The following is a 24,686-nucleotide window of genomic DNA, read 5'->3' on the forward strand; positions in this document are numbered from 1 at the left end:
ATTATTTGAGCGAATACATGAAGGCGGCCATGTGGCGCGCCTCGTCGTCGGTAATACCGAGCGCCGGCATCAGGGTGCCGGGTTTCACGGCAGGGGGATTCTGAAGGAAGCGGATCATGTTCTCGGGCTGGTTCGGGATGCTGCCGGCGATATAGCTCAGGCGACCCATGTACTGCAGTGACGGACCGGCATCGCCGTTCGGACCCTGTACTTCGGGGATGAAGTGGCAGGCGGCGCACTGGTACTGCTGCACCAGTAAGCGGCCACGTTCGGGATCGCCGCCCACAACGCGCGAGGCGGGTTCTTCTTTTGCGCAGCCGCTCGCCAGGGCTGCGGCGCAGAGCAGGGCGCCTGTCGTCAGGTGCGTAGGGCGGAATGCCCTCAGCACAGAAGACAGGCCTTGATATTGACGAGATGGGTTGCGCACGGTTGATTTTTCGTGAAAAAGCGATGGCTTTTATAATACAAGGAAAGTAGATGTCATTCTTTCAACTGGACGCCCTAGGCTATGCTATCGAATCGCGCACGACTTATTGTCAAGACCATGGTGCTGACCCTGCTCGGGGCAGGCACGATCGGCGCCGTCGGTGGCCTGATCGTGCTGCGCGGCGGCTTCTATGACCTGAGTGCGATCACGCCACATTACGCGTTCGTCTATCGGGTGCTCGGCGAGGGCATGCAGTACTCAGTGCAGAACCATGCGCGCGATATCGTGGTGCCACCCAACCTGAACACGCCTGAACGCCTGCAGCGCGGCGCGCTCGTCTACCAGGCCAACTGCGTGCAATGTCACGGCGGGCCGGGCGTCGCGCCCAATACGATCGGGATGAGCATGCAGCCGGCCCCGGGTCCGCTGGTCGACGCCGATGTCAACTGGAAGACGCGCGAGCTGTACTGGATCACCCGCAACGGCATCAAGATGAGCGGCATGCCGGCCTGGGAATACCACCTGAGTGAGCCGGACATGTGGGCGGTGGTGGCGTTCGTGGGCGCCATGCCGGGCATGACGAGCCAGGACTTCAAACGGATGACGGCGGGCGGTGCGGTTCCGCCGCATGTCGAGCAGACAGCAACGGGCCGCGCACAGCAGGGTCAGGAAGGCCAGCCATGAAATCCACGATCACCATCATTCTCGGCTTGTCCGTGCTGCTGGCCGGCTGCGGCCCGAAACTGGCCCCCGGCATCGTGGGCGACCCGGTGCGCGGCAAGATCGCCGCCGCGCAGTATGCCTGCCATTCATGCCACGTGGTGCCGGGTGTTCCTGGCTCGGACGTGCGCGTGGGTAGGCCGCTCGACGAGCTCGCGCAGCAGCGCTACATTGCCGGCAAGCTGCCCAACACCCAGGCCAACCTGGTGCGCTGGATCCGCGATCCGCAGGCGATCGATCCGGGCAATGCGATGCCGAACATGGGCGTGAGCGAGCGCGATGCGATCGACATCAGCGCTTACCTGCTGAGCCACTAACGCAGTCGATGAGATGAGTCGTTGACACCATTCATTGGTATCATTCGCGTTTTTCTACAGGAATGACATCATGAGACTGGTCCGCTATGGCCGCCCGGGCAAGGAAAAGCCGGGCCTGTTCGATGAAGAGGGCCGCCTGCGCGACCTGTCCGGGATCATCGACGACATCGATCCGTCGCAGCTGTCCGACAAGGCGCTGCGCAAACTCGCCAAGCTTGACCAGAAGACGCTGCCCCTCGTGCGCGGCAATCCGCGCCTGGGCGTGCCGGTCAGGGGCATCGGCAAATTCATCGGCGTGGGCATGAACTACCTGGACCACGTGCGCGAAACAGGCGCCGAGGTGCCAACGGAACCGATCTTCTTCACCAAGGCGATCAGCGCCCTGAACGGCCCGGACGATCCGATCCAGCTGCCGAAAGGCTCGAAGAAAACCGACTGGGAAGTTGAACTCGGGGTGATCATCGGCACGCGCGCGCAGTACGTGAGCGAAGAAGATGCGCTCAAGTTCGTCGCCGGTTATTGCGTCGTCAACGATGTCACCGAACGCGCCTTCCAGTTCGAGATGGGTTCGCAGTGGGACAAGGGCAAAGGCTGCGATACCTTCGGCCCGGTCGGCCCGTTCCTCGTCACGCGCGACGAGATCCTCGACGTGCAGGACCTCGACCTGTACCTGGAACTGAACGGCAAGCGCATGCAGACCGGGAACACGGCCAGCATGATCTTCAGCGTCGCGCAACTCGTGAGCTACGTGTCACGCTTCATGACGCTCGAGCCGGGCGACATCATCACCACTGGCACGCCGCCGGGCGTGGGCATGGGCCGCAAGCCGCAGCGCTTCCTCAAAAAGGGCGACCAGCTGCGCCTGGGGATTGCCGGTCTCGGCGAGCAGCAGGCCGACGTCGTGGCGTATCCGAAGTAAGTTGTGTCAGGGTGGGCCGCCGCGCGGCTCGCCTGTATCCGGTACGGCGGTGCGCGCCGTATTCATCACCATCGCCAGCAGCGTGTAGTACCCGCAGATCCCCGTCAGGTCGACCGCGCCCTGTTCACCGAACAGTGCCAGCGCATCCGCATACACGCGGTCCGACACCGTTTTTGTCTCGTGCAGCTCGATGCAGAAGTCGTGCACCACCGCTTCGTCGACCAGCATATCGGCGGGCCGCTCACGCGCCGCAATCGCCGCGATGACGGCTGACGGAATCCCCGCCTGCGCTGCGATCGGCGCATGGATCGCCCATTCGACGGCCTGGTCCCACTGGCGCGCCGTGACCAGGATCGCCAGCTCCGACAACCGCACGCCGAGCATGCTGCGGTAGCGCAGGTACTCGCCCATGCGCTGCGCATGCAGCATCAGTTCGGGACTGCGCAGTAGCGGTACGAACGGACCGTAGACGGCGCCGCGCGGGCCGTCGATGATCTCCTGCGCGGCGGCGCGCTGGGCCGTGGTCAACGCGTGATCGGGGATGGGACCGAGACGTTCATTCATCGAGCATACCCGCCTGTTGTATCGAAATTGAAGGCAGGAAAATATTCGCACGGCCCGCGCTAAAAATCAAAAGAAGTGCCTCGGAGCACGCTTATCGTCAAGCGTTGCAGTCACCGCCGAGGGAGCCGTCCATGAGCCACATCATCCACCGCAACCTGCGCCAGATGCCGCCCACGGCGGTTGGCGGCGAGGGCATCGTGCTGCGCGACAGCAGCGGCAAGACCTACCTCGACGCCAGCAGCGGCGCGGCCGTGTCGTCGCTCGGCCACGGCCACCCGGACGTGATCGCGGCCATGCACCGCCAGATCGACCGCTGCGCCTACGCCCACACCGCGTTCTTTACCACCGACGTGGCCGAGCAACTGGCCGATTGCCTGATCGCCGGCGGGCCGCAGGACATGGGCGGCGTGTATTTCGTCTCGGGCGGCTCGGAAGCGATGGAAACCGCGCTCAAGCTGGCGCGCCAGTACTGGGTCGAGGCGGGCGAGCCGCAGCGCACGCAATTCATTGCGCGCCGCCAGAGCTACCACGGCAACACGCTGGGCGCACTGGGCGTGGGCGGCAACGAGTGGCGCAAGCGCGCCTTTGCCCCACTGCTGAAAGAGGCGCTGCGCGTCGCGCCCTGTTACGCCTACCGGGGCTGCGGCGAAGGCATGTCGCTCGACGACTACACGGCCGGCCTGCTCGACGAACTCGAAACCGCCGTCATCAAGGCCGGGCCGGACACCATCATCGCCTTTGTCGCCGAGCCGGTGGTTGGCGCCACCGGTGGCGCGATCCCGCCCACGCCGGGCTACTTCCAGGGCGTGCGCGATATCTGCGACCGGCACCGCATCCTGTTCATCGCCGATGAAGTCATGTGCGGCATGGGCCGCACCGGCAGCATGTACGCGATCGGGCAGGAGGGCGTGGCGCCGGACATCGTGGCCGTGGCCAAGGGCCTGGGCGCCGGCTACCAGCCGATCGGCGCGGTGCTCGCGCACGAGGCGATCGTCGACACGCTGCGCCAGCGCAGCGGCATGTTCCAGCACGGGCACACGTATATCGGCCACCCGGTGGCGGCAGCGGCGGCGCTGGCGGTGCAGCAGGTGATCGAGCGTGACGATCTGCTGGCGCAGGTAGGGCGCCGCGGCGCGCTGCTGCGGCAGATGCTGGGCGATGCGTTTGGCACGCACGAGCACGTGGGCGATATCCGCGGGCGCGGGCTGTTCATGGCGCTGGAATTGGTGCGGGACCGGGAGACGAAGGCGCCGTTTGCGCCGGAGGTCAAACTGCACGCGGCGATCAAGGCCGAGGCGATGGCGCGCGGCTTGCTGGTGTATCCGATGGGCGGGACGATCGATGGCCAGCTGGGTGACCATGTGTTGCTGGCGCCGCCGTTCATCGTGACGCCGGGGGAGCTGTCGGAGATCGTGTCGCGGCTTGCTGATGCGGTGGAGGCAGCCGTAGGGTGAGACCGGGACGCGCAGTCGGCTACGCCGTCCGCGCGGTGATGGTTATCGGTGCCGCTGTCGTGCCGGATGATCTGGCTGCCAACCATCACCGCGTGGATGGCGTAGCCATCCACCCTACATTGACGTGCGTGGTTACGCGACGACCTTGCGAATCCAGGCCGAGATGTCCTGCACCTCTTCGAGGCACAGCGTGTGCTGCATCGGATACGCATGCCACTCGACCTGGTAGCCGAGCGCCTCGACGACCTTGCGCGACTCTTCGGCGCGGGCAAACGGCACCACCGGATCCTGCACGCCGTGCGCCATGAAGATCGGCGTACCCAGGCTTGCTTCGCTGCGCTCGGCACCGGCGACGCTGGACAGCGGCAGGTAGCCTGACAGGCACAGCATGCCCGCCAGTTTCTCTGGATGGCGCAGGCCAGTCTGCAGCGTCATCGCGCAACCCTGCGAGAAGCCGGCCAGGATGATGCGCGAGGCCGGGATGCCACGCGCTTTTTCGCGGGCGATCAGCGCCTCGACCTGCAGCTGCGATGCGCGCAGGCCGCCTTCGTCTTCGCGCCGCGTGAGGTCGGTGGCGACGATGTCGTACCACGAGCGCATCACGTAGCCGCCGTTGATCGTCACCGGCATCGTGTTCGCATGCGGGAACACGAAGCGGATGCCCGGCAGGCCGGTCAGGTCCAGTTCGCGCACGAGCGGCACGAAGTCGTTGCCGTCGGCGCCCAGGCCGTGCAGCCAGACGACGGCGATGGTCGGATTCGGGGCGGTCTCGATTTCGATATTGTCCAGCAACTGGGTCATGGTGTCTTTCGCAATGCCGATTTGGGGCGGAAGGTCTTGCTCACCGCCGGATTGGTTTCCATATACGGGCCACCGATCAGGTCGACGCAGTAGGGCACGGCCGCAAAGATGCCGCCGACAATCGTGGCGCCGGCGTCGTCCTTGAGGCCTTCGAGCGTTTCCTTGATCGACTTGGGCTGGCCCGGCAGGTTCATGATCAGGGCCGCGTGGTCGGCGGTTTCACGGATCACGGCGGTCTGGCGCGACAGGATCGCGGTCGGCACGAAGCGCAGGCTGATCTGGCGCATCTGCTCGCCGAAGCCCGGCATCTCTTTGGTAGCCACGGCCAGCGTGGCCTCGGGCGTGACGTCGCGCCGCGATGGGCCGGTGCCGCCGGTGGTGAGCACCAGGTGGCAGCGCGCCGTGTCGACCAGCTCGATCAGCGTGGCTTCGATGGCCGCGCGCTCGTCCGGGATCAGGCGCGTCTCGATGCGATACGGCGTCGTGAGCGCGCTGGCCAGCCAGTCGTTCAGCGCCGGGATGCCCTTGTCTTCGTAGACCCCGCCGCTGGCGCGGTCGGAAACGGAGACAAGGCCGATCACCAGCTCGTCGTTGCCGACAGCGTTACTCGTCGTCGGACTCGTCATCGTTCGCTTCTTCGTCGTCGGCAGCGGCAGCCGCATCGGCTTTCTTCTTCTTTTGCAGGTCCTTGAGGATCTGGAAGATTTCGCGGAAGGCTTTCGGCGGCTTGGACTCGGCCACTTCCTTGCGCGCGTTGCGAATCAGGGTGCGCAGGTGCTGGACGTCGAGCTCGGGGTTTTCTTCGAGCAGCACGGTCAGCGCGGTGTCATCCGACAGCAGCTTGTCGCGGCGGCGTTCGAGCGCGTGCAGCGATGCTGTTTCGGCCTTCGACGCGCCTTTCCAGCTGTCGATCGTGCGCTGGATGACGGCGACTTCTTCTTCGTTCAGCGTGCGCATTTTCTTGCCCACGAATTGCAGCGCGCGGCGCCGGCCTTCGTGGTTGGTGATGGTCTGGCACGTGAGGATGGCATCGCGCACGTCCTCCGGCATCTCGACGCGCTTGACGCGGTCGCGCGCTGCTTCGACGAGCTGCTCGCCAAGCTTCTGCAACTCGTTCGACTGGCGCTTGAGCTCAGATTTGGAAGGACGGTCGTACTCTGGTTCGAACTCGTTGGACTGGAAGCCCACCGAGCCGCGATTTGGATTAGGCATGATTTGGATGATTTGATTGGCGCTGGGCCGATCAGTGAAAACAGTAAACGGCTGCTATGATAACTGTTTTAGGGACGGCCACGAAAAACACACATGAATGACACCCCTTTTACCCACACCCAGGATCAGCTAAAACAGCTGGCGCGCGACATGCTGGCGCTTGCGCGCGAGCAGGGTGCGTCCGATGCAGCGGTCGAAATCAGTGAAGGGAGCGGGCTGTCGGTTTCTGTGCGTAAAGGCAACATCGAGACGGTCGAGCAAAACAAGGACAAGGGCCTGGGCATCACCGTGTATTTTGGCCAGCGCCGCGGCAACGCGAGCACGTCCGACTTTTCCGCCGATTCGCTCAAGGCCACGGTCGAAGCCGCGTCCAACATCGCGCGCTTTACAGCCGAGGACGACTGCGCCGGCCTGCCCGACGCCGACCTGATCGAAACCGCGCCGCGCGACCTGCGCCTGTTCTACCCGTGGCCGATCTCCACCGAAGAAGCCGTCGAGCTGGGCCAGCGCTGCGAAGCCGCCGCGTTCGCCGTCGACAAGCGCATCACCAATAGCGAAGGCGCCAGCGTCTACGTGCAGCAGTCGCACTTCGTCGCCGCCAATTCGCGTGGTTTTCTCGGTGGCTATCCATTCTCGCGCCACACGATCTCGGTCGCACCCATTGCCGGCAAGGGCAACGGGATGCAGCGCGACGACTGGTACACGTCGTCGCGCGACCCGAAGCAACTGGCCGCACCTGAAAAAGTCGGCCGCTACGCCGCCGAGCGCGCGCTGGCGCGCCTGCATGCCCGCAAGCTCAACACCCGCACCTGCCCGGTCCTGTTCGAAGCGCCGCTGGCCGCGGGCCTGTTGGGCGCGTTCGTGCAAGCCGTCTCCGGTGGCGCGCTGTACCGCAAGTCCACGTTTCTGCTCGACATGCTCGGCAAGCCGGTGTTCCCATCGCATATCCAGGTGGTCGAAGACCCGCACCTGATCGGCGGCGTTGGCTCGGCCCCGTTCGATGACGAAGGCGTCAAGACCGTGCGCCGCAAGGTGATCAGCGATGGCGTGCTGCAAGGCTATTTCTTGTCGTCGTACACGGCGCGCAAGATGGGCATGCCAACGACCGGCAACGCCGGCGGCGCGCACAACCTCGAGATCGTCTCGACGGCCACCCGCCGCACCGATGACTTTGAAGGCATGCTGCGCAAACTCGGCACGGGCCTCCTGGTTACCGAACTGATGGGGCAGGGCGTCAACTACGTCACCGGCGACTATTCGCGCGGTGCATCCGGTTACTGGGTCGAGCAGGGCGTGATCCAGTATCCGGTCGAAGAAATCACGATCGCCGGCAATATGCGCGATATGTTCCAGCAGATCGTTGCCGTCGGCACCGACACGCTGGTTCGCGGCAACAAGACCACGGGCTCGATCCTGATCGAGAACATGGTCATTGCCGGCAACTAAGGAAAACGCATGACCCGCTTCGTTCGCATCGACAAGGAAAGCAGCCCCAAGACGGTGCTGCTGAACCTCGACCTGGTAGCCACCGTGGAGCTCGCTCCCCAATCCGATCTGCTCAGCTCGAGCGGGGACGGCCGCAAGGTGTATGCCACTTTCCTGGCGCCGGATAAAACCGCGATCGCCACCCTGCATTTCGACAGCAGCAGCGACGCCAACGCCTGGGTAAAGGCACATCTGGGCGTCGATCTCTAACCCGCACGGTTGATGCGCTCCGTGCAGCCTCCATAAAAAAAGCGCCGTCGATCCGACGGCGCTTTCCATTGCGCGGCCTCGTTCCGAAAAGCTGGGGTCAGGTCTGACATTCGGACACGATCTCGACAGTCGGGCAGTCGAAACTAGCTCGCACCGTGCCACGCTGATACTGATCAAGATACCATTGGAAGTGGCTAAGGCTGAGGTTGTGTCTGAATGTCAGACCTGACCCCAGCTGTGCAGCTGTGGGCCTGTAAGCCGTGCAGCCGCCATAAAAAAGCGCCGTCGATTTGACGGCGCTTTGCATTACATAGTTAGCTGTTATTTACGCGAGCGGATTGCCTTGAGTACTGGCTGCAGCACCGCTGCGCCCAGGCGCGCGCTGCGTGCGCCGTCCCAGCCGACCAGCGGATCCGGGTCGTTCGCATTGTCCTTGAACGGCAGTTCGAGCGTCAGCGACAGGGCGCCGAAGGTGTGCGTGATGTGTGGCGAGCCCATGGTCAGGGTCTGGTCGGTGTACGGCGTCTTGCCGTAGCCGTGCACGTCCTGGAAGTCCGGGCTGGCGATCTTGAAGTCGGCAATGAAGCTGGCCTGCGCCGCGCCTTGCTCGGCGGTGAAGTTCGGCAGCGACTCGCTGCCCGCCACGAACACGTACGGCAAGCCTTCGTCGCCGTGCACGTCGAGGCACACGTCCACGCCCGTCTCGTGCATCTTCTGGCGCACCAGGAAGACTTCAGGGCTGCGCTCCATGCTCGGATTGCGCCACTCGCGGTTCAGGTTCGCGCCGGCGGCATTCGTGCGCAGGTTGCCGCGCACCGAGCCGTCCGGGTTCATGTTCGGCACGACGTAGAACACCGACTCTTTGAGCAGCTGGCGGCCGAACGGGTTGGCCGGATCGAGCAGCGCGTCGAGCATGCCTTCGACGAACCATTCGGCCATCGTCTCGCCCGGGTGCTGGCGCGCGATGACCCAGACCTTCTTCTTGCCTTCGGCCGGCTCGCCGATCACCAGCATGTTCAGGTCGCGGCCGTCGACGGTCGAACCCAGGTCGAGCATGCGCACGTTTTCGGCCATCTGGGCGCGGTCGAGCAGCTCGAGGTGGCGTTCGAACGAATACGGCTCGAAGTAGGCGTAATACACGCTGTCCATGCCGGGCGTGTGTTCGATCGCCAGCACGTTGCCGTCGAACGACGTCGGCACGCGGAACCAGTTCACGCGGTCGTAGCTCGCCATCGCCTGGTAGTTTTCCCAGCCGGCCGGATAGGCGGCCTTGCCGGCATTGAGCAGGCGGATAGTGCAGGCTTGCCCTTGCGCGCCCTGCAGGCGGAAGTAGAACCACTGGATGATGTCGGCGTGCGAATCCTTGCGGATGTTCAGGTCGATGGCGTTCGCGCTCGTGGCGTTCACGACCTCGATGGCGCCAGCGTCGAATTGGCTGCTGATCTTGATAGACATGGTGTTGTCCTGTGTTGGGAAGACGTCAAAGAAGAAATGATACCGCTTTCGCCGCGCTACCGTGGCGCCAGCCCGCCGAAGCGGCCGTGAAACGCCGCATCTGCTTCGGGCGTGGCCGCATCCTCGACGCGCAGCATGGCCAGCACGTGTTCCTCGGCGCGTTCGTGGCTCAGTTGATAAATGGTGCGTGCCAGCGCATACGCGTCGGCGCCCGGCCACGGGTCGGGCAGCAGCGGCAGCGGCAGCATCGGGTCGTGCAGCTGCACGCGTCGGTAGGCGTGGATCAGCAAGGTGCGGATCGCGAACGCGTGCGCCGGGCTGACGTCGCCGCGTGCCAGCAATGCCGGCAGCGGCGCAAACGTCTCGATGAAGCCGCGGTACCCGAGCACCACCGCATCGAGGTTCCAGCAGTCGCCCACCAGTTCGGGCAGCGGGCGCGATCCGGCATCCGGCACCTCATCTGCCTGGCACACGAACACGCGGCCTTCGGCGCCCGTGCGCGCGAGGATATCGCGCAGCAGGTCGCGGTCGGGCGCCGGATGCGCCATCACGCCGCTGGCCAGCATCGCAAAGCCTTCCCATTCGAGTTCCTTGCGCACCAGCGCGCGCAGGTCGCTGTCGATGCTGCCATTGGTGGCCAGCACGAACGTCCAGCGGCCATCCCAGTCCTGCCCGGGCGCGGCGTAGATGCGGCGGTTGGCGCGTTCAAAGCGCGGCAGCGCCGTCGGCGCCAGCGCATAGCGGCTGCGCCGGCCTTCGCGGCTGGCCGTCAGCCAGCCTTCCTGCACCAGCCGGAACACGCTGGTGCGCACCAGCCGGTCGTTCACGCCAAAGGGGGCGAGCAGCTCGATCATGCTGCCGAGCCAGAAGGCGCCGCCGTGGGGCGCGATCGCGTCGCCGCAGATCGTCATCACCAGCGATTTATGGCGCGGTGGATCGGTGGCCAGGCTGAGTGCAATCCACTGGGTGCTGGTCATGTCATTCACGATCGGGCTCGATATGATTCAAAATTATTGTGTACTTCCGATTTTTTGTATCGTATTATGATTCGCACAGGTTTTGCAACGGGAGAGATCCATGTACGCACAAATGGTGGAGACAGGCCTCAATAAAGTCCGCACAGAACAGGACATGAGCGCCGAAGAGGGGGCATTCCAGGCGCGTATCGACGCCGGGATCAAGATCGAACCGAAGGACTGGATGCCGGAAGCATACCGCAAGACGCTGATCCGGCAGATCTCGCAGCATGCCCATTCCGAGATCGTTGGCCAGCTCCCGGAAGGCAACTGGGTCACGCGCGCGCCGACCCTGCAGCGCAAGTCAGTCCTGCTGGCCAAGATCCAGGACGAGGCTGGCCACGGCCTGTACCTGTACAGCGCGGCCGAGACCCTGGGCGTCTCGCGCGACGAGCTGCTGGCGGCCCTGCATGCCGGCAAAGCCAAGTATTCGAGCATCTTCAATTACCCGACCCTGAGCTGGGCCGACATGGGCGCGATCGGCTGGCTGGTCGACGGCTCGGCGATCATCAACCAGATCCCGCTGTGCCGCTGCTCGTACGGGCCGTATGCGCGCGCCATGGTCCGCGTCTGCAAGGAAGAGTCGTTCCATGCGCGCCAGGGCTACGACATCATGATGGCGCTGGCCAGGGGCACGCCCGAGCAGAAGGCGATGGCGCAGGATGCGCTCAATCGCTGGTGGTGGCCGTCGCTGATGATGTTCGGGCCGTCCGATGCCGAGTCGGTCAACAGCGCGCAGTCGAGCGCCTGGCGCATCAAGCTGTTCTCCAACGACGAACTGCGCCAGCGCATGGTCGATCAGACCGTGCCGCAAGCCGAGTACCTCGGCCTCACGGTGCCGGATCCCGACCTCAAATGGAATGCCGAACGCGGCTCGTACGACTTCGGCGCGATCGACTGGAGCGAGTTCTACGACGTTTTGAAGGGCAACGGCCCGTGCAACCGCGAGCGCCTGCGCACGCGCGTCAAAGCCTGGGACGACGGCGAATGGTTCCGCGACGCGCTGGTGGCGCACGCCGACAAGCAGGCCGCAAAAAAAGTGGCCGCCTGATTCCACCGCACATTCGCACACTCACACGATGCGATGGCAATACGGAGACAACAATGAGCAAAGAATGGCCCCTGTGGGAAGTCTTCATCCGCAGCCAGCATGGCCTCGCCCACAAGCACGTCGGCAGCCTGCACGCGCCTGACGCCGAAATGGCGGTCAACAACGCGCGCGACGTCTACACGCGCCGCAACGAAGGCGTCTCGATCTGGGTCGTGCGCGCCGCCGACATCGTCGCCAGCAGCCCGGCCGATAAATCGTCGCTGTTCGAGCCGGCCAACAGCAAGGTGTATCGCCATCCGACGTTCTTCCCGATGCCGGAAGAAGTCAAGAACCTGTGAGCGCGCCGGAGACCAATCCCATGGATGCAAAAATCGACTACCTGCTGCGCCAGGGCGACAACGCCCTGATCCTGTCGCAGCAACTGTGCCAGTTGTGCGGCAAGGGACCGGCGCTCGAAGAAGACATGGCGCTGTCGAACGTGGCGCTCGACCTGCTGGGCCAGACCCGCATGTGGCTGTCGTACGCTGCCGAACTCGAAGGCCAGGGCCGCGACGAAGACCGCCTGGCCTTCCTGCGCGACAGCGGCGAGTACCGCAACTGCATCCTGCTCGAGCAGCCCAATGGCAGTTATGCCGACGTCGTCATGCGCCAGTTCCTGTTCGATGCGTGGCATTACTTTTTGATGGATGGCCTGACCCGCTCGAGCGACCCACGCATCGTCGAGATCGCAGCCAAGTCGCTCAAGGAAGTCACCTACCACCTGCGCCGCAGCGGCGACCTGGTGGTGCGCCTGGGCGACGGCACGGCCACCAGCCACGCGATGATGCAGACCGCGCTGGACGACCTGTGGATGTACAGCGGCGAGATGTTCCTGTACGACGCGGTCGACGAGGCGATGGTGGCGCAGGGCGTCGCGCCGGCCGTCGGGCCGCTGCGCGAAGCTTATCTGAACCACCTGGCTGAGATATTCACCGAAGCCACCTTGACCATGCCATCGCCCGACGCCTGGATGCAGCGCGGCGGCAAGCAGGGCCGGCACAGCGAGCGCCTCGGCTTCATCCTGGCCGAGATGCAGTTCCTGCAGCGCGCCTATCCGGGCGCGGCCTGGTGATGACTGCGCTGGCCGTTTCGGTCGAGCAGGTCTGGGCCTGGCTGGGCGAGGTCGCCGATCCGGAAATCCCCGTCATCTCGATCGTCGACCTGGGTATCGTGCGCGACGTGGCGCTGGACGACGACACGTGGGTGGTCACGATCACGCCGACGTATTCGGGCTGCCCGGCCATGACCGTGATCGCCGACAGCGTGGGCGACGCACTGCGCGCGCATGGCCTCGAACGCGTGCGCATCGCGACGCGCCTGGCGCCTGCCTGGACCACCGACTGGATGAGCGCTGCCGGCAAGGCCGCCCTCACCGGCTACGGCATCGCGCCGCCCGTGCAGCAGGCGATCGACATCAGCGGCCTGCACGCCGGCATCCGCCGTCGCGCTGCGCCGGCCGTGAGCTGCCCGCACTGCGGTTCGGCGCACACCCAGCTGACCAGCGAATTCGGCTCGACGCCGTGCAAGGCGCTCTACAAGTGCCTCGATTGCCGCGAGCCGTTCGATTACTTCAAGTGTCATTAAAGCCCAGCATGAGCCAATTCCATCCCCTCACCGTCAGCAAGGTGAAACACGAAACGCGCGACGCCGTGTGCGTGACGTTCGACGTGCCGCCGGCATTGAAAGAGACCTTCGCCTACCGCCAGGGCCAGTACCTGACGCTGCGCACCACGATCGATGGCGACGAGGTGCGCCGCTCGTACTCGATCTGTTCGGCGGTGCAGGACGACCAGTTGCGCGTGGCGATCAAGCGCACGCCCGGCGGCCAGTTCTCGAGCTGGGCCAATGACAGCCTGCAACCGGGCGCGCAGCTCGACGTCATGCCACCAAGCGGCAACTTCAATGTGCCGCTCGACGCAGCCAGCGCCCGCCACTACCTGGCGTTTGCCGCCGGCAGCGGGATCACACCGATCCTGTCGATCGTCAAGACCACGCTGCTGGCCGAACCGGGCAGCCGCTTCACGATCGTCTACGGCAACCGCGCCTCGTCGAGCGTGCTGTTTCGCGACGAACTCACCGACCTGAAAGACCAGTACATGGACCGTCTGCGTTTGGTGTACGTGATGAGCCGCGAGCAGCAGGACATTGAACTGTTCAACGGCCGCATCACCGAAGACAAGTGCACGCAGTTCCTGCGCCAGTGGATCGACATCAAGGCGATCGACGTCGCCTTCATCTGCGGGCCCGAAGACATGATGCATGGCGTCTCACGCGCGCTGCAGTCAGCCGGGTTGACGAAAGAGCAGATCCGCATCGAGCTGTTTGCCGCGAGCGCGCCCACCCGCGAGCGCACGCCGCGGGCGGTTGCTGCCAGCGCGCGCCAGCACACCGAAGTGACCGTGATCATGGACGGCAGCGCCGCCAGCTTCACGATGGACCGGGACACCGAATCGCTGCTGGACGCGGGCCTGCGCGCCGGCATCGACATGCGCTACTCGTGCAAGGGCGGCGTGTGTTCCACCTGCCGCTGCAAGGTGCTGGCTGGCGAAGTGGAGATGGACGTGAACTACGCGCTGGAAGACTATGAAGTCGCGCGCGGGTTCGTGCTCAGCTGCCAGAGTTTCCCGGTGACCGACAAGGTGGTGGTGGACTTCGATATCGCCGAATAGCCGCGCGCCACCAGAACAAAAAACGGAGACCACGATGAACTACGACAGCATCCAGTTCAAGGTAGAAGGCGGCGTCGCCGTCCTGACCCTGAACCGCCCCGATCGCCTCAACAGCTTCACCCGTGCCATGCACCTCGAAGTGCGCGATGCGCTTGCCCGCGTGCAGGCCGACCAGTCCGTGCGCGTGCTGGTGCTGACCGGCGCCGGCCGTGGCTTTTGCGCCGGCCAGGATCTGGCCGACCGCGCCGTCGACCCGGGTGCGCCCAGTGTCGATCTGGGCGCGTCGGTCGAGGAGTTCTATGCGCCGCTCGTGCTGACGCTCAAGAACCTGCCGATGCCCGTCATCTGCGCCGTCAACGGCGTGGCCGCCGGCGCCGGGGCTAATTTAGCGCTGGCCTGCGACATCGTGCTGGCCGCGAAATCGGCCAGCTTCATCGAAGCCTTCAGCAAACTGGGCCTGATCCCGGACACCGGCGGCACCTGGCATTTGCCGCGCCTGATCGGCCCCGCGCGCGCGATGGGCCTGGCCATGCTGGGCGAAAAACTCAGCGCCGAAAAAGCCGAAGCCTGGGGCCTGATCTGGCGCTGCGTGCCGGACGACGTGCTGATGGACGAAGCCCTGGCCATGGCGAAACACTTTGCCACCGCGCCGACCAAGGGCCTGGCATTCACCAAGCGCGCCTTTCAGGCCAGCTATGCCAACACGCTGGAACAGCAGCTGCAGCTCGAAGCCGACATGATGCGCGAACTCGGTAACAGCCACGACTACCGCGAAGGCGTCGCCGCATTCCTGGCCAAGCGCGCGCCGCATTTCAAGGGGGAGTAGGGATGCAGTCACTGCCACCGCATTCGACGATTGCCGTCATCGGCAGCGGCGCGATGGGCGCCGGCATCGCCCAGGTCGCGGCCACGGCCGGCCATCAGGTCCTGCTGTTCGATACCCGCACCGGCGCCGCCGACAAGGCCATCGCGCAGATCGGCGCCACCTATGCGCGCCTGGTCGCGAAGGGCCGCATGGGCGCCGTCGAATCCGATCTCGCGCGCGAGCGCCTGCGCCGCATCGATGCCTTGCACGAAGCATCCGGTGCGGTGCTGGTCATCGAGGCCATCGTCGAAGACCTGCAGGTCAAGCGCGCGCTGTTTGCCGCACTCGAAGCCGTCGTCGCCAGCGACTGCATCCTGGCGACCAACACGTCATCGATTTCGGTCACAGCGATCGGCGCGCAACTGGCGAATCCCGAACGCCTGGTCGGCATGCATTTCTTCAATCCGGCGCCGCTGATGGCGCTGGTGGAAGTGGTGAGCGGCCTGGCGACGGGGCGCGATGTCGCGCAGGTCGTGTACGCGACCGCCGAGAAATGGGGCAAAAGCCCCGTGCATGCCAAGTCCACCCCCGGCTTCATCGTCAACCGCGTGGCTCGCCCGTTCTATGGCGAAGCCCTGCGCCTGCTGCTCGAACAGGCGGGCGACGTTGCCACGTTCGACGCCGTCATGCGCGAGTGCGGCGGTTTTCGCATGGGACCCTTCGAGCTGATGGACCTGATCGGGCATGACGTCAATTTCTCGGTCACGCAGTCGGTGTTCGCGGCGTACTTTGGCGACCCGCGCTTCACGCCATCGGTGCTGCAGCAGGAGCTGGTCAACGCGGGTTATTTAGGCCGCAAGACGGGGCGCGGGTTCTATCGCTATGGCGACGGTGTGGAAACGCCGGTCGTGCAGTCCGAAGCTGCCTGCGACCGGCCAGCGGCGGTCAAGTACGCGGGTGCGCCCGGCAGCGTCGATGCGCTTGTCGCGCGGCTGCAGGCTTCCGGCATCGAGCTGACCGAGATCGAAGCCGCACCGGGCCTGTACTGCGGCGGTGCGGCGATCCATCTCACTGACGGGCGCAGCGCCACCGAGCGCGCGCAGGCGGACAACGGGCGGGACACGATCGTGTTCGACCTGCTGTTCGATGCGGCCACGGCGCCGCGCATCGCGCTCGCACGCGCTGACGGGTGCAGCGATGAAGCCTGGAAGGCTGCGGTCGGCCTGTTCCAGGCTGCCGGCTTCGTCGTCACGCGCCTGGACGACATCCCCGGCCTGGCCGTGATGCGCACGGTGGCGATGCTGGCCAACGAAGCGGCCGACGCTGTGCACCAGGGCGTGTGCAGCGCGCGCGCCGTGGACATCGCAATGCAGAAGGGCGTGAATTATCCGCGCGGGCCGCTGGCCTGGCTGGATGCGATCGGCATGGGGCAGGTCGTGACCGTGCTGTCGAATCTGGCCGCGACGTATGGCGAAGACCGCTACCGCGTCTCGCCGCTGCTGCGCCGCAAGCTGGCTGCCGATCCGCAGGGGGCGCGCTTTCATGCATGATGGTCAGGATCAGAACGCACAGGCGCTCGCCGAGCTGGCCGGGCGCACGATGTTCGAACGCGACCCGGCCAGCCAGGCGCTGGGCATGGTGCTGGATGAAATCCGCCCCGGTTATGCGCGCATGACGATGACCGTGCGCGCCGACATGCTCAACGGGCATGCGACCTGCCACGGCGGCTACATCTTCATGCTGGCCGACAGCGCCTTTGCGTTCGCCTGCAACTCGCACAACCTCAGCACCGTGGGCGCCGGCTGCACGATCGATTATCTCGCTCCTAGCCGCGCTGGCGACGTGCTGGTGGCCGAAGCCACCGAGCAGGCGCTGCAGGGCAAAACCGGCGTCTACGACGTCACGGTGAAGACCGCGGACGGGCGCACCATCGCGCTGTTTCGCGGCAAATCGCATCGCATCAGCGGCACCGTGGCGCCCGTGGACGCCTGAACCACAAGGAGTCGACAGATGGTCCAACACCTTCCCGCAGCGGGCGACCTGGAACCGATCGAGCGCGCCAGCCGCGACGAATTGCAGGCGCTGCAACTGCAACGCCTGCAATGGACGCTGCAGCACGCGTATGACAACGTGCCGCACTACCGCGCCGCGTTCGATGCCGCCGGCGTGCATCCGGCCGATGTCAAGACGCTGGCCGACCTGGCGAAATTTCCGTTCACCGAAAAGAAAGCCCTGCGCGACAACTACCCGTTCGGGATGTTCGCCGTGCCGCGCGAGCAGGTGGTGCGCGTGCATGCGTCGTCCGGCACCACCGGCAAGCCCACCGTCGTTGGCTACACGCAGAACGATATCGACACCTGGGCGAACATCGTGGCGCGTTCGATCCGCGCCGCCGGCGGGCGCCGGGGCGACCTGGTGCACATCGCCTACGGCTACGGCCTGTTCACCGGCGGCCTGGGTGCGCACTACGGCGCCGAACGCCTCGGTTGCACGGTCGTGCCGATGTCGGGTGGGCAGACCGAAAAACAGGTGCAGCTGATCTGCGACTTCAAGCCGTCGATCATCATGGTCACGCCGTCATACATGCTCAACATCGTCGAGGAATTCACGCGCCAGGGGCTCGACCCTGCAGCGTCGTCGCTGCAGGTCGGCATCTTCGGCGCCGAACCGTGGACCGATGCGATGCGGCGCGAGATCGAGGCGCGCGCCGGCATCGATGCGGTCGACATCTACGGCCTGTCCGAAGTAATGGGCCCGGGCGTGGCCAGCGAATGCATCGAGAGCAAGGATGGCCCGGTGATCTGGGAAGACCATTTCTACCCCGAGATCATCGACCCCGACACGGGCGAGGTGCTGCCCGATGGGCAAGAGGGCGAGCTGGTATTCACGTCGCTGACCAAGGAAGCGCTGCCGATCATCCGTTACCGCACGCGCGACCTGACACGCCTGCTGCCCCCGACCTCGCGCGCGATGCGCCGCATGGGCCGCATCACGGGGCGCTCGGACGACATGCTGATCATCCGCGGCGTGAACGTGTTCCCCAGCCAGATCGAGGAACTGGTGCTGCGCATGCCGGCGCTGGCGCCGCATTATCAGCTGGTCGTGGCGCGCGACGGCCATCTCGACACGCTCGAGGTGCTGTGCGAGCTGCGCGATACGCGGCTTGCGCCTGACGCCGTGGAGACGCAGGCGCGCGAACTGCAGCACTGCATCAAGACCTATGTCGGCGTGACCACGCGTGTGCGCCTGTTGCCGCCGCAAGGCATCGAGCGCACGCTGACCGGCAAAGCCCGGCGCGTGGTCGACGGCCGTCCCAAACAATGAACAAGGAAACCAGCATGCTTGACGCTTTCATCTGCGATGCAATCCGCACGCCCTTCGGCCGCTACGGCGGGCTGCTCTCGACCGTGCGCGCCGACGACCTGGCCGCGCTGCCCATCGCCGCGCTGATGGCCCGTAACCCCGGCGTGGACTGGACCCAGGTCGACGACCTGTTCTACGGCTGCGCGAACCAGGCGGGCGAAGACAACCGCAACGTCGGCCGCATGGCCGCGCTGCTGGCCGGGCTGCCGCAGGACGTGCCGGCCAACACGATCAACCGCCTGTGCGGCTCCGGCATGGACGCCATCGGCACCGCGGCGCGCGCGATCAAGGCCGGCGAAGCGCAGCTGGTGATCGCGGGCGGCGTCGAGAGCATGACGCGCGCGCCGTTCGTCATGGGCAAGGCCGACAGCGCGTTTTCGCGCGCCGCAAAAATCGAGGACACGACGCTCGGCTGGCGCTTCGTCAATCCGCGCATGAAGGCGCAGTACGGCATCGACTCGATGCCCGAAACGGCCGAAAACGTGGCGCGCGAATTCAATGTGAGCCGCGCCGATCAGGATGCGTTCGCGCTGCGCAGCCAGCAGCGCTGGGCGCAGGCGCATGCCGCTGGCGTCTTCAAGGACGAGATCGTGCCGGTCACACTCCAGGGCAAGAAGGAAACGCGCATCGTCGACACCGACGAACAGCCGCGCGCCGATTCCAGCATTGAGGCGCTGGCGAAGTTGAAGGGCGTGGTGAGCCCGGACGGCTCGGTCACCGCCGGCAACGCCTCGAGCCTGAACGACGGCGCCTGCGCGCTGCTGCTGGCCTCTGGCGAGGCCGCAGCGCGCCACGGCTTGGCCCCGCGCGCCCGCGTGATCGGCATGGCGACCGTCGGCCTGGCGCCGCGCATCATGGGCTTCGGCCCGGCGCCCGCTGTCAGGAAGCTGCTGGCGCAGACGGGCTTGACGCTGGACCAGATGGACGTGATCGAATTGAACGAGGCCTTTGCCGCGCAGGGTCTGGCCGTGCTGCGCGACCTGGGCGTGCCGGACGATGCGGCGCACGTGAACCCGAACGGCGGCGCGATCGCGCTGGGCCATCCGCTGGGCGCGTCCGGTGCACGCCTCGTCATGACCGCCGTGAACCAGCTGCACCGCACGGGCGGGCGCTACGCGCTGTGCACGATGTGCATCGGCGTCGGCCAGGGCATCGCCCTGATCGTCGAGCGGGTCTAGCCGAATGGTCAAAGTCTACGAAATCGATGGTGTGCGGCCCGTCGTGCATCCGAGCGCCTATGTGCATCCTTCCGCCGTGCTGATCGGCGACGTGATCGTCGGCCCGCGCTGCTATATCGGCCCGTGCGCCAGCCTGCGCGGCGACTTCGGGCGCCTGATCCTCGAAGAAGGCGCCAACTTGCAGGATTCGTGCGTCATGCACGGCTTTCCGTTGGAAGACACGGTCGTCGAAGTCGATGGCCACATCGGCCACGGCGCCGTGCTGCATGGCTGCCGCGTCGGGCGCAATGCGATGGTCGGCATGAACGCGGTGGTGATGGACAAGGCCGTCGTCGGCGCGGAATCGATCGTCGCCGCGATGAGCTTCGTGAAAGCCGGGATGGTCATCCCGCCGCGCTCGATGGTCATGGGCACGCCGGCCAAGGTGGTGCGCGCCTTGAGCGACGACGACGTCGCGTGGAAGAGTTTCGGCACACGCCAGTACCACGAGCTGGCCGTGCGCTCGCTGCAGACGATGCGCGAAGTCGATGCCGACACCGCCGTGGCGCCGGACCGTGGCCGCATTGCTTTCGACACGAGCGCGCTGCACACGCCGAAGTCCTGAACCTACTGGAGACCTTATGGGCCACATCCCGACACTGCAAAGCCTGATCGCCGGCCGCTGGCACGGCGCCGCATCGCATACGCCGCTGCACAGCGCGCTCGACAGCACCCTGATCTATCACACGCACGCCGAGAAGATCGACTTCGACGAAGCGCTCACCTTTGCGCGCAAGACGGGCGTCAAGGCGCTGATGCGCCAGACATTCCAGGAGCGCGCCGCCGCGCTGAAAGCGCTCGCGCTGTACCTGATGGAGCGCAAGGAAGAACTGTATGCCATCTCCCACCTGACCGGCGCAACGCGCCAGGACAGCTGGGTCGACGTCGAAGGCGGCATCGGCACGCTGTTCGCCTACGCCAGCATGGGCTCGCGCGAGCTGCCGTCGTCGAACGTGCTGCACGAAGGCCCGGCCATCGCGCTGGGAAAGCGGGGCGGCTTTGCGGGCACCCATATCCTGGTACCGCGGGGCGGTGTGGCGGTGCACATCAACGCCTTCAACTTCCCGATCTGGGGCTTGCTCGAAAAATTTGCGCCGAGCTTTCTGGCCGCGATGCCGTGCATCGCCAAGCCGGCCACCGCCACCAGCTACCTGACCCACGCGGTGGTCAAGATGATGGTGGACTCGAACCTGCTGCCCGATGGCGCGCTGCAGCTCGTGATCGGCAGCACGGGCGACCTGCTCGATCGCCTCGGCGGCTTCGACGCCGTCACGTTCACCGGCTCGGCCGACACGGCCGCGATGCTGCGCGCGAACGGAAACCTGATCCGCGCCTCGGTGCCGTTTACCGCCGAAGCCGATTCGCTCAATTGCGCGGTGCTGGCACCCGACGTGACGCCATCCGATCCCGAGTTCGACCTGTTCATCAAGGAAGTCGCGCGCGAGATGACCGGCAAGGCGGGCCAGAAGTGCACGGCGATCCGGCGCGTGATCGTGCCGGAAGCGCTGGTCGACGCGGTCGGCGAGCGGCTGCGCGATCGCCTGGCGAAGATCACGGTGGGCGACCCGAAGGTGGAGGGGGTACGCATGGGTGCACTCGCCTCGATGGACCAGCACCGTGACGTGAGCGCGCGGGTCGAGCTGCTCGCGCGCGGCAACGAGGTGCTGTTCGGTGCGCGCGACGGGTTCAAGCCGGTGGGCGAGAACGTCGCCAGCGGCGCCTTCTTCTCGCCCACGCTGCTGTTGTGCCGCAATGCGATGGTCAACGACGCCGTGCACGACGTGGAAGCCTTCGGCCCGGTCAGCACCCTGATGACCTACACCGACATCGACGAAGCGCTCGAGCTGGCGGCGCGCGGCAAGGGCAGCCTGGTGACCACCTTTGCCACGAAAGATCCGGCGCTGGCCGCGTATGCGGTGCCGATCGTGGCGGCGTCACACGGCCGTGTGCTGATTCTTGATCGCGAGGCGGCGGTGGACAGCACCGGCCATGGCTCGCCGCTGCCGCAACTGAAACACGGCGGGCCTGGGCGCGCCGGTGGCGGCGAAGAACTGGGCGGTATCCGGGCCGTGAAGCACTTCCTGCAGCGCGCGGCGGTGCAGGGTTCGCCCACGATGCTCGGCGCCGTTACGGGCGAATACGTGCGCGGCGGCGCGGTCAAGGAAAGCGACCTGCATCCGTTCCGCCGGCATTTCGAGGACCTGGAAGTCGGGCACTCGCTGCTGACGCACCGGCGCACGGTGAGCGAGGCCGATATCGTCAACTTTGGCGGCGTTTCGGGCGACTACTTCTACATGCACTTCGATGCCATCGCGGCGAAGGACACGCAGTTCGGGCAGCGCATCGCGCACGGTTACTTCGTGCTGTCGGCAGCCGCGGGCCTGTTTGTCTCGCCGGCGCCAGGGCCGGTGCTGGCCAATTATGGGCTGGACAATCTGCGCTTCGTGGCGCCCGTGGCGATCGGCGACACGATCCGCGCGCGCCTGACGTGCAAGCGCAAGGTCGATCGCAACCGCACGGATGAACAGGGCCGGGGGCAGGGCGTGGTGGCGTGGGATGTGCAGGTGACCAACCAGCGCGATGAGCTGGTGGCCAGTTATGACATTTTGACGCTGGTGCAGAAGCGCGCAGTGGACGAATCGTCTTTGCATTGATTGAACGCGTGGACGTGAAACACGTCCACCCTACGCAGTGCCACGGATCATAGGGTGGATGGGTCTCCCATCCACGCGTTCAACATGCGTCGAACGGCTTGAAAAAATTACGAGCGCGTACGCTGCAGCTGCAGCAAGCCTTCACCCGTACGAATCGCCCGCAAATCATCGTAATCCGGCACGCCCGTCACGTCGGTCTCGACCGGATGCTTGTGCGTGGCGGTGACCATCACACTGTCCATGCCGGCGGCGGCGGCCGATTGCAAGCCGGCCAGCGTGTCTTCGAACACGAGGCATTCTTCCGGGCGCATGCCCAGCTTCTCGGCGCCGAGCAAAAACGGGTCCGGCGCCGGCTTGCCGTGCTTGACGTCTTCCGCCGCGACCAGTACCGGCGGCAGCGGCAGGCCGGCTGCGGCGATACGCGCCTGCGCCAGCGCGCGCGGCGCCGACGTCACGATCGCCCAGCGCTCCGCTGGCAGCGTGGCCAGGAAAGCAGCCACGCCGGCAATCGCTTCGATGCCGTCGACGTCGTCGATCTCGGCCAGCGTGATGCGGTGCGCTTCTGCTTCCGCGTCGATGTCCGGCAGGCCCAGGCCGCGCACGGTGTCGACGCTGCGCTTGCCGTGGATCGTCGGCAGGAACACGTCGACGTCCAGCCCGTGGCTGCGCGCCCAGTCGGCCCAGACCCGCTCGGCGGCGATGATCGATGTCAGGATGGTGCCGTCCATGTCGAACAGGAAGGCGGCGTAGTCGCGTGCGGGCAGTGCGGTCATGGCGTCATCAATCTAAAAAGGCGTGGAAAAGCGGGCCGGCGCTGCAACAGCGCCAGCCCGCTCCAGGGGTGTGAAATTACTCGGCCAGCTGCTTGCGTACGCGCTCGATGGCGATGCGGACCTGGTTCGGCGCGGTGCCGCCCACGTGGTCGCGCGCGGCCACCGAACCTTCGAGCGTGAGCACCGCGAACACGTCCTCTTCGATCAGCGGCGAGAACGTCTGCAGCGTCTCGAGCGACATCTCGGACAGGTCGCAACCGGCATCGTCGCAGGCGCGCACGGCATGCGCCACCGCTTCGTGGGCGTCGCGGAATGGCAGGCCGCGCTTGACGAGGTAGTCGGCCAGGTCGGTCGCCGTGGCATAGCCCTGCAGCGCTGCCGAACGCATGTTCTCGGCCTTGACCGTGATGCCCGAGGCCATGTCAGTGAAGATGCGCAGCGTGTCCATCACGGTGTCGATCGTGTCGAACAGCGGTTCCTTGTCTTCCTGGTTGTCCTTGTTGTAGGCCAGCGGCTGGCCTTTCATCAGGGTCAGCAGGCCAATCAGGTGGCCATACACGCGGCCGGTCTTGCCGCGCGCGAGCTCCGGCACGTCCGGGTTCTTCTTTTGTGGCATGATCGACGAGCCGGTGCAGAAGCGGTCGGCGATGTCGATGAAGCCGATGCGCGGGCTGATCCACATGACCAGTTCTTCGGACATGCGCGAGATGTGCATCATCAGAATCGATGCGGCGGCCGTGAACTCGATCGCGAAGTCGCGGTCTGACACTGCATCGAGGGAGTTGTGGCACACGTCGTCGAAGCCGAGCGTTTTGGCCACGCGCAGGCGGTCGATCGGGAAGGTGGTGCCGGCCAGTGCGGCGGCGCCCAACGGCAGGCGGTTCACGCGGCGGCGCGCGTCGAGCATGCGCTCGGCATCGCGGCCGAACATTTCGACGTAGGCCAGCATGTGGTGGCCAAAGGTGATCGGTTGGGCTACCTGCAGGTGCGTGAAGCCCGGCATGATCGTGTCGGCGTGGCGTTCGGCCAGGTCGGTCAGTGCGCCGCGCAGGCTGGCGAGCAGCGTGACGATGTCGTCAATCGCGGCGCGCACGTACAGGCGAATGTCGGTTGCGACCTGGTCGTTGCGCGAGCGGCCCGTGTGCAGGCGCTTGCCGGCGTCGCCCACCAGTTCGGTCAGGCGTTTTTCGATGTTCAGGTGCACGTCTTCAAGGTCGAGCAGCCATTCGAAGGTACCGGCGTCGATCTCGGCCCGGATCTGCGTCATGCCGCGTTCGATTTCAGCGCGGTCGTGCTCGCTGATGATGCCTTGGGCGGCCAGCATCTCGGCATGCGCCAGCGAGCCCTCGATGTCGTGCGGGGCCAGGCGTTTGTCGAAGAAGACCGATGCGGTGTAGCGCTTGACGAGATCCGATACAGGTTCGGAGAAGCGGGCAGACCAGGCTTCGGCTTTTTTGGAGAATTGTTCGGTCATGGTGGGATTCCGGTTGGGGATCCCTTGATTATAAACTGCGCTGCCCGTGTGCCATGCGGCA

27 protein-coding genes are annotated in these 24,686 nt (G+C 65.7%); 18 read left to right on the forward strand and 9 right to left on the reverse strand.

The features are described from left to right. Position 1: 1 nt before the first annotated feature. The gene (locus AC56LV_RS15955; RefSeq protein ID WP_499559020.1) at positions 2-388 is read right to left on the reverse strand and encodes a c-type cytochrome; all 387 of its coding nucleotides are present in this window, start codon (positions 386-388) and stop codon (positions 2-4) included. 120 nt (positions 389-508) lie between these two features. Between AC56LV_RS15955 and AC56LV_RS15960 the strand changes: the two genes are divergently transcribed. The 3 genes from AC56LV_RS15960 (at position 509) to AC56LV_RS15970 (ending at position 2,383) form a co-directional block, all read left to right on the forward strand. Then, positions 509-1,111, forward strand: a complete 603-nt coding sequence (locus AC56LV_RS15960) for a c-type cytochrome (protein WP_499559022.1) — start codon at positions 509-511, stop codon at positions 1,109-1,111. Next, positions 1,108-1,464, forward strand: a complete 357-nt coding sequence (locus AC56LV_RS15965; RefSeq protein ID WP_499559023.1) for a c-type cytochrome — start codon at positions 1,108-1,110, stop codon at positions 1,462-1,464. The genes AC56LV_RS15960 and AC56LV_RS15965 overlap by 4 nt, the downstream gene beginning before the upstream one ends. A 70-nt stretch (positions 1,465-1,534) precedes the next feature. Then, the gene (locus tag AC56LV_RS15970; RefSeq protein WP_499559025.1) at positions 1,535-2,383 is read left to right on the forward strand and encodes a fumarylacetoacetate hydrolase family protein; all 849 of its coding nucleotides are present in this window, start codon (positions 1,535-1,537) and stop codon (positions 2,381-2,383) included. A 6-nt stretch (positions 2,384-2,389) separates the two neighbouring features. Here the strand turns inward: AC56LV_RS15970 and AC56LV_RS15975 are convergent, their stop codons facing one another. After that, positions 2,390-2,947 carry a carboxymuconolactone decarboxylase family protein gene (locus AC56LV_RS15975; protein ID WP_499559027.1) on the reverse strand — a complete coding sequence of 186 codons (558 nt, stop codon included), beginning with the start codon at positions 2,945-2,947 and terminating at the stop codon, positions 2,390-2,392. A 131-nt stretch (positions 2,948-3,078) separates the two neighbouring features. Here AC56LV_RS15975 and AC56LV_RS15980 point away from each other — a divergent pair, with 131 nt between their 5' ends. After that, a complete protein-coding gene (locus AC56LV_RS15980; RefSeq protein WP_499559029.1) occupies positions 3,079-4,401 on the forward strand; it encodes an aspartate aminotransferase family protein in 1,323 nt (440 codons plus the stop codon). A 132-nt stretch (positions 4,402-4,533) separates the two neighbouring features. On the opposite strand, the gene AC56LV_RS15985 is transcribed toward AC56LV_RS15980, so the two are convergent. Genes AC56LV_RS15985 through yjgA form a run of 3 tightly spaced genes read right to left on the reverse strand, consistent with a single transcriptional unit; the run spans position 4,534 to position 6,414 of the window. Further along, a complete protein-coding gene (locus AC56LV_RS15985) occupies positions 4,534-5,202 on the reverse strand; it encodes an alpha/beta hydrolase (protein WP_258835716.1) in 669 nt (222 codons plus the stop codon). Next, the gene (mog, locus tag AC56LV_RS15990) at positions 5,199-5,828 is read right to left on the reverse strand and encodes a molybdopterin adenylyltransferase (RefSeq protein ID WP_499455699.1); all 630 of its coding nucleotides are present in this window, start codon (positions 5,826-5,828) and stop codon (positions 5,199-5,201) included. Before mog ends, AC56LV_RS15985 begins: the two co-directional genes overlap by 4 nt. Continuing rightward, the gene (gene yjgA, locus AC56LV_RS15995; RefSeq protein ID WP_332532208.1) at positions 5,806-6,414 is read right to left on the reverse strand and encodes a ribosome biogenesis factor YjgA; all 609 of its coding nucleotides are present in this window, start codon (positions 6,412-6,414) and stop codon (positions 5,806-5,808) included. Before yjgA ends, mog begins: the two co-directional genes overlap by 23 nt. Positions 6,415-6,507: 93 nt before the next feature. On the opposite strand from yjgA, the gene pmbA reads away from it, so the two are divergent. Beyond that, positions 6,508-7,860, forward strand: coding sequence for a metalloprotease PmbA (gene pmbA, locus AC56LV_RS16000; RefSeq protein WP_499559031.1), 1,353 nt, complete (start codon positions 6,508-6,510; stop codon positions 7,858-7,860). A gap of 9 nt (positions 7,861-7,869) precedes the next feature. Further along, positions 7,870-8,109, forward strand: a complete 240-nt coding sequence (locus tag AC56LV_RS16005; RefSeq protein WP_183556243.1) for a hypothetical protein — start codon at positions 7,870-7,872, stop codon at positions 8,107-8,109. A 321-nt stretch (positions 8,110-8,430) separates the two neighbouring features. Here the strand turns inward: AC56LV_RS16005 and AC56LV_RS16010 are convergent, their stop codons facing one another. Together AC56LV_RS16010 and paaX are read right to left on the reverse strand one after the other, a co-directional pair. After that, positions 8,431-9,564 carry a M14 family metallopeptidase gene (locus tag AC56LV_RS16010; protein WP_499559033.1) on the reverse strand — a complete coding sequence of 378 codons (1,134 nt, stop codon included), beginning with the start codon at positions 9,562-9,564 and terminating at the stop codon, positions 8,431-8,433. Between the two features lie 56 nt (positions 9,565-9,620). Next, positions 9,621-10,541 (reverse strand): phenylacetic acid degradation operon negative regulatory protein PaaX, encoded by a 921-nt coding sequence (gene paaX / locus AC56LV_RS16015; protein ID WP_499559035.1) that lies wholly within the window; start codon positions 10,539-10,541, stop codon positions 9,621-9,623. A 100-nt stretch (positions 10,542-10,641) separates the two neighbouring features. Between paaX and paaA the strand changes: the two genes are divergently transcribed. The 12 genes from paaA to paaZ are packed head-to-tail and all read left to right on the forward strand — an operon-like array spanning position 10,642 to position 22,378. Beyond that, on the forward strand, positions 10,642-11,631 hold the full coding sequence (gene paaA, locus AC56LV_RS16020) for a 1,2-phenylacetyl-CoA epoxidase subunit PaaA (RefSeq protein ID WP_499503807.1): 990 nt from the start codon (positions 10,642-10,644) through the stop codon (positions 11,629-11,631). 53 nt (positions 11,632-11,684) lie between these two features. Then, positions 11,685-11,969: a 1,2-phenylacetyl-CoA epoxidase subunit PaaB gene (gene paaB, locus AC56LV_RS16025; protein WP_183556248.1), complete on the forward strand. Its 285-nt coding sequence runs from the start codon at positions 11,685-11,687 to the stop codon at positions 11,967-11,969. 20 nt (positions 11,970-11,989) lie between these two features. Then, positions 11,990-12,742, forward strand: a complete 753-nt coding sequence (gene paaC, locus AC56LV_RS16030) for a 1,2-phenylacetyl-CoA epoxidase subunit PaaC (protein ID WP_499559037.1) — start codon at positions 11,990-11,992, stop codon at positions 12,740-12,742. Next, the gene (gene paaD / locus AC56LV_RS16035; RefSeq protein ID WP_258835995.1) at positions 12,742-13,254 is read left to right on the forward strand and encodes a 1,2-phenylacetyl-CoA epoxidase subunit PaaD; all 513 of its coding nucleotides are present in this window, start codon (positions 12,742-12,744) and stop codon (positions 13,252-13,254) included. The genes paaC and paaD overlap by 1 nt, the downstream gene beginning before the upstream one ends. Before the next feature lie 8 nt (positions 13,255-13,262). Continuing rightward, positions 13,263-14,339 (forward strand): 1,2-phenylacetyl-CoA epoxidase subunit PaaE, encoded by a 1,077-nt coding sequence (gene paaE / locus AC56LV_RS16040; protein WP_499559039.1) that lies wholly within the window; start codon positions 13,263-13,265, stop codon positions 14,337-14,339. 34 nt (positions 14,340-14,373) lie between these two features. Next, positions 14,374-15,165, forward strand: coding sequence for a 2-(1,2-epoxy-1,2-dihydrophenyl)acetyl-CoA isomerase PaaG (paaG, locus tag AC56LV_RS16045; RefSeq protein WP_499559041.1), 792 nt, complete (start codon positions 14,374-14,376; stop codon positions 15,163-15,165). A 2-nt stretch (positions 15,166-15,167) separates the two neighbouring features. Further along, a complete protein-coding gene (paaH, locus tag AC56LV_RS16050; protein WP_499559043.1) occupies positions 15,168-16,694 on the forward strand; it encodes a 3-hydroxyacyl-CoA dehydrogenase PaaH in 1,527 nt (508 codons plus the stop codon). Continuing rightward, positions 16,687-17,136 (forward strand): hydroxyphenylacetyl-CoA thioesterase PaaI, encoded by a 450-nt coding sequence (paaI, locus tag AC56LV_RS16055; RefSeq protein ID WP_499559044.1) that lies wholly within the window; start codon positions 16,687-16,689, stop codon positions 17,134-17,136. Before paaH ends, paaI begins: the two co-directional genes overlap by 8 nt. 18 nt (positions 17,137-17,154) lie before the next feature. Further along, positions 17,155-18,468: a phenylacetate--CoA ligase PaaK gene (gene paaK, locus AC56LV_RS16060; protein WP_499559045.1), complete on the forward strand. Its 1,314-nt coding sequence runs from the start codon at positions 17,155-17,157 to the stop codon at positions 18,466-18,468. A gap of 14 nt (positions 18,469-18,482) precedes the next feature. Beyond that, the gene (gene pcaF, locus AC56LV_RS16065) at positions 18,483-19,685 is read left to right on the forward strand and encodes a 3-oxoadipyl-CoA thiolase (protein ID WP_499559046.1); all 1,203 of its coding nucleotides are present in this window, start codon (positions 18,483-18,485) and stop codon (positions 19,683-19,685) included. Positions 19,686-19,689: 4 nt separating this feature from the next. Then, positions 19,690-20,289: a phenylacetic acid degradation protein PaaY gene (locus AC56LV_RS16070; RefSeq protein WP_183556256.1), complete on the forward strand. Its 600-nt coding sequence runs from the start codon at positions 19,690-19,692 to the stop codon at positions 20,287-20,289. A gap of 16 nt (positions 20,290-20,305) precedes the next feature. After that, entirely contained in the window at positions 20,306-22,378 is a 2,073-nt protein-coding gene (gene paaZ, locus AC56LV_RS16075) for a phenylacetic acid degradation bifunctional protein PaaZ (protein WP_499559048.1), read from the forward strand. A 107-nt stretch (positions 22,379-22,485) separates the two neighbouring features. On the opposite strand, the gene AC56LV_RS16080 is transcribed toward paaZ, so the two are convergent. Further along, complete coding sequence (locus AC56LV_RS16080; protein ID WP_499559050.1) at positions 22,486-23,151, reverse strand: HAD-IA family hydrolase; 666 nt, start codon at positions 23,149-23,151, stop codon at positions 22,486-22,488. A gap of 76 nt (positions 23,152-23,227) precedes the next feature. Next, the gene (gene argH / locus AC56LV_RS16085; protein WP_499559052.1) at positions 23,228-24,625 is read right to left on the reverse strand and encodes an argininosuccinate lyase; all 1,398 of its coding nucleotides are present in this window, start codon (positions 24,623-24,625) and stop codon (positions 23,228-23,230) included. Positions 24,626-24,686 lie beyond the last annotated feature (61 nt).

The sequence above is a fragment of the Telluria sp. RB2R28 genome, assembly GCF_059685835.1.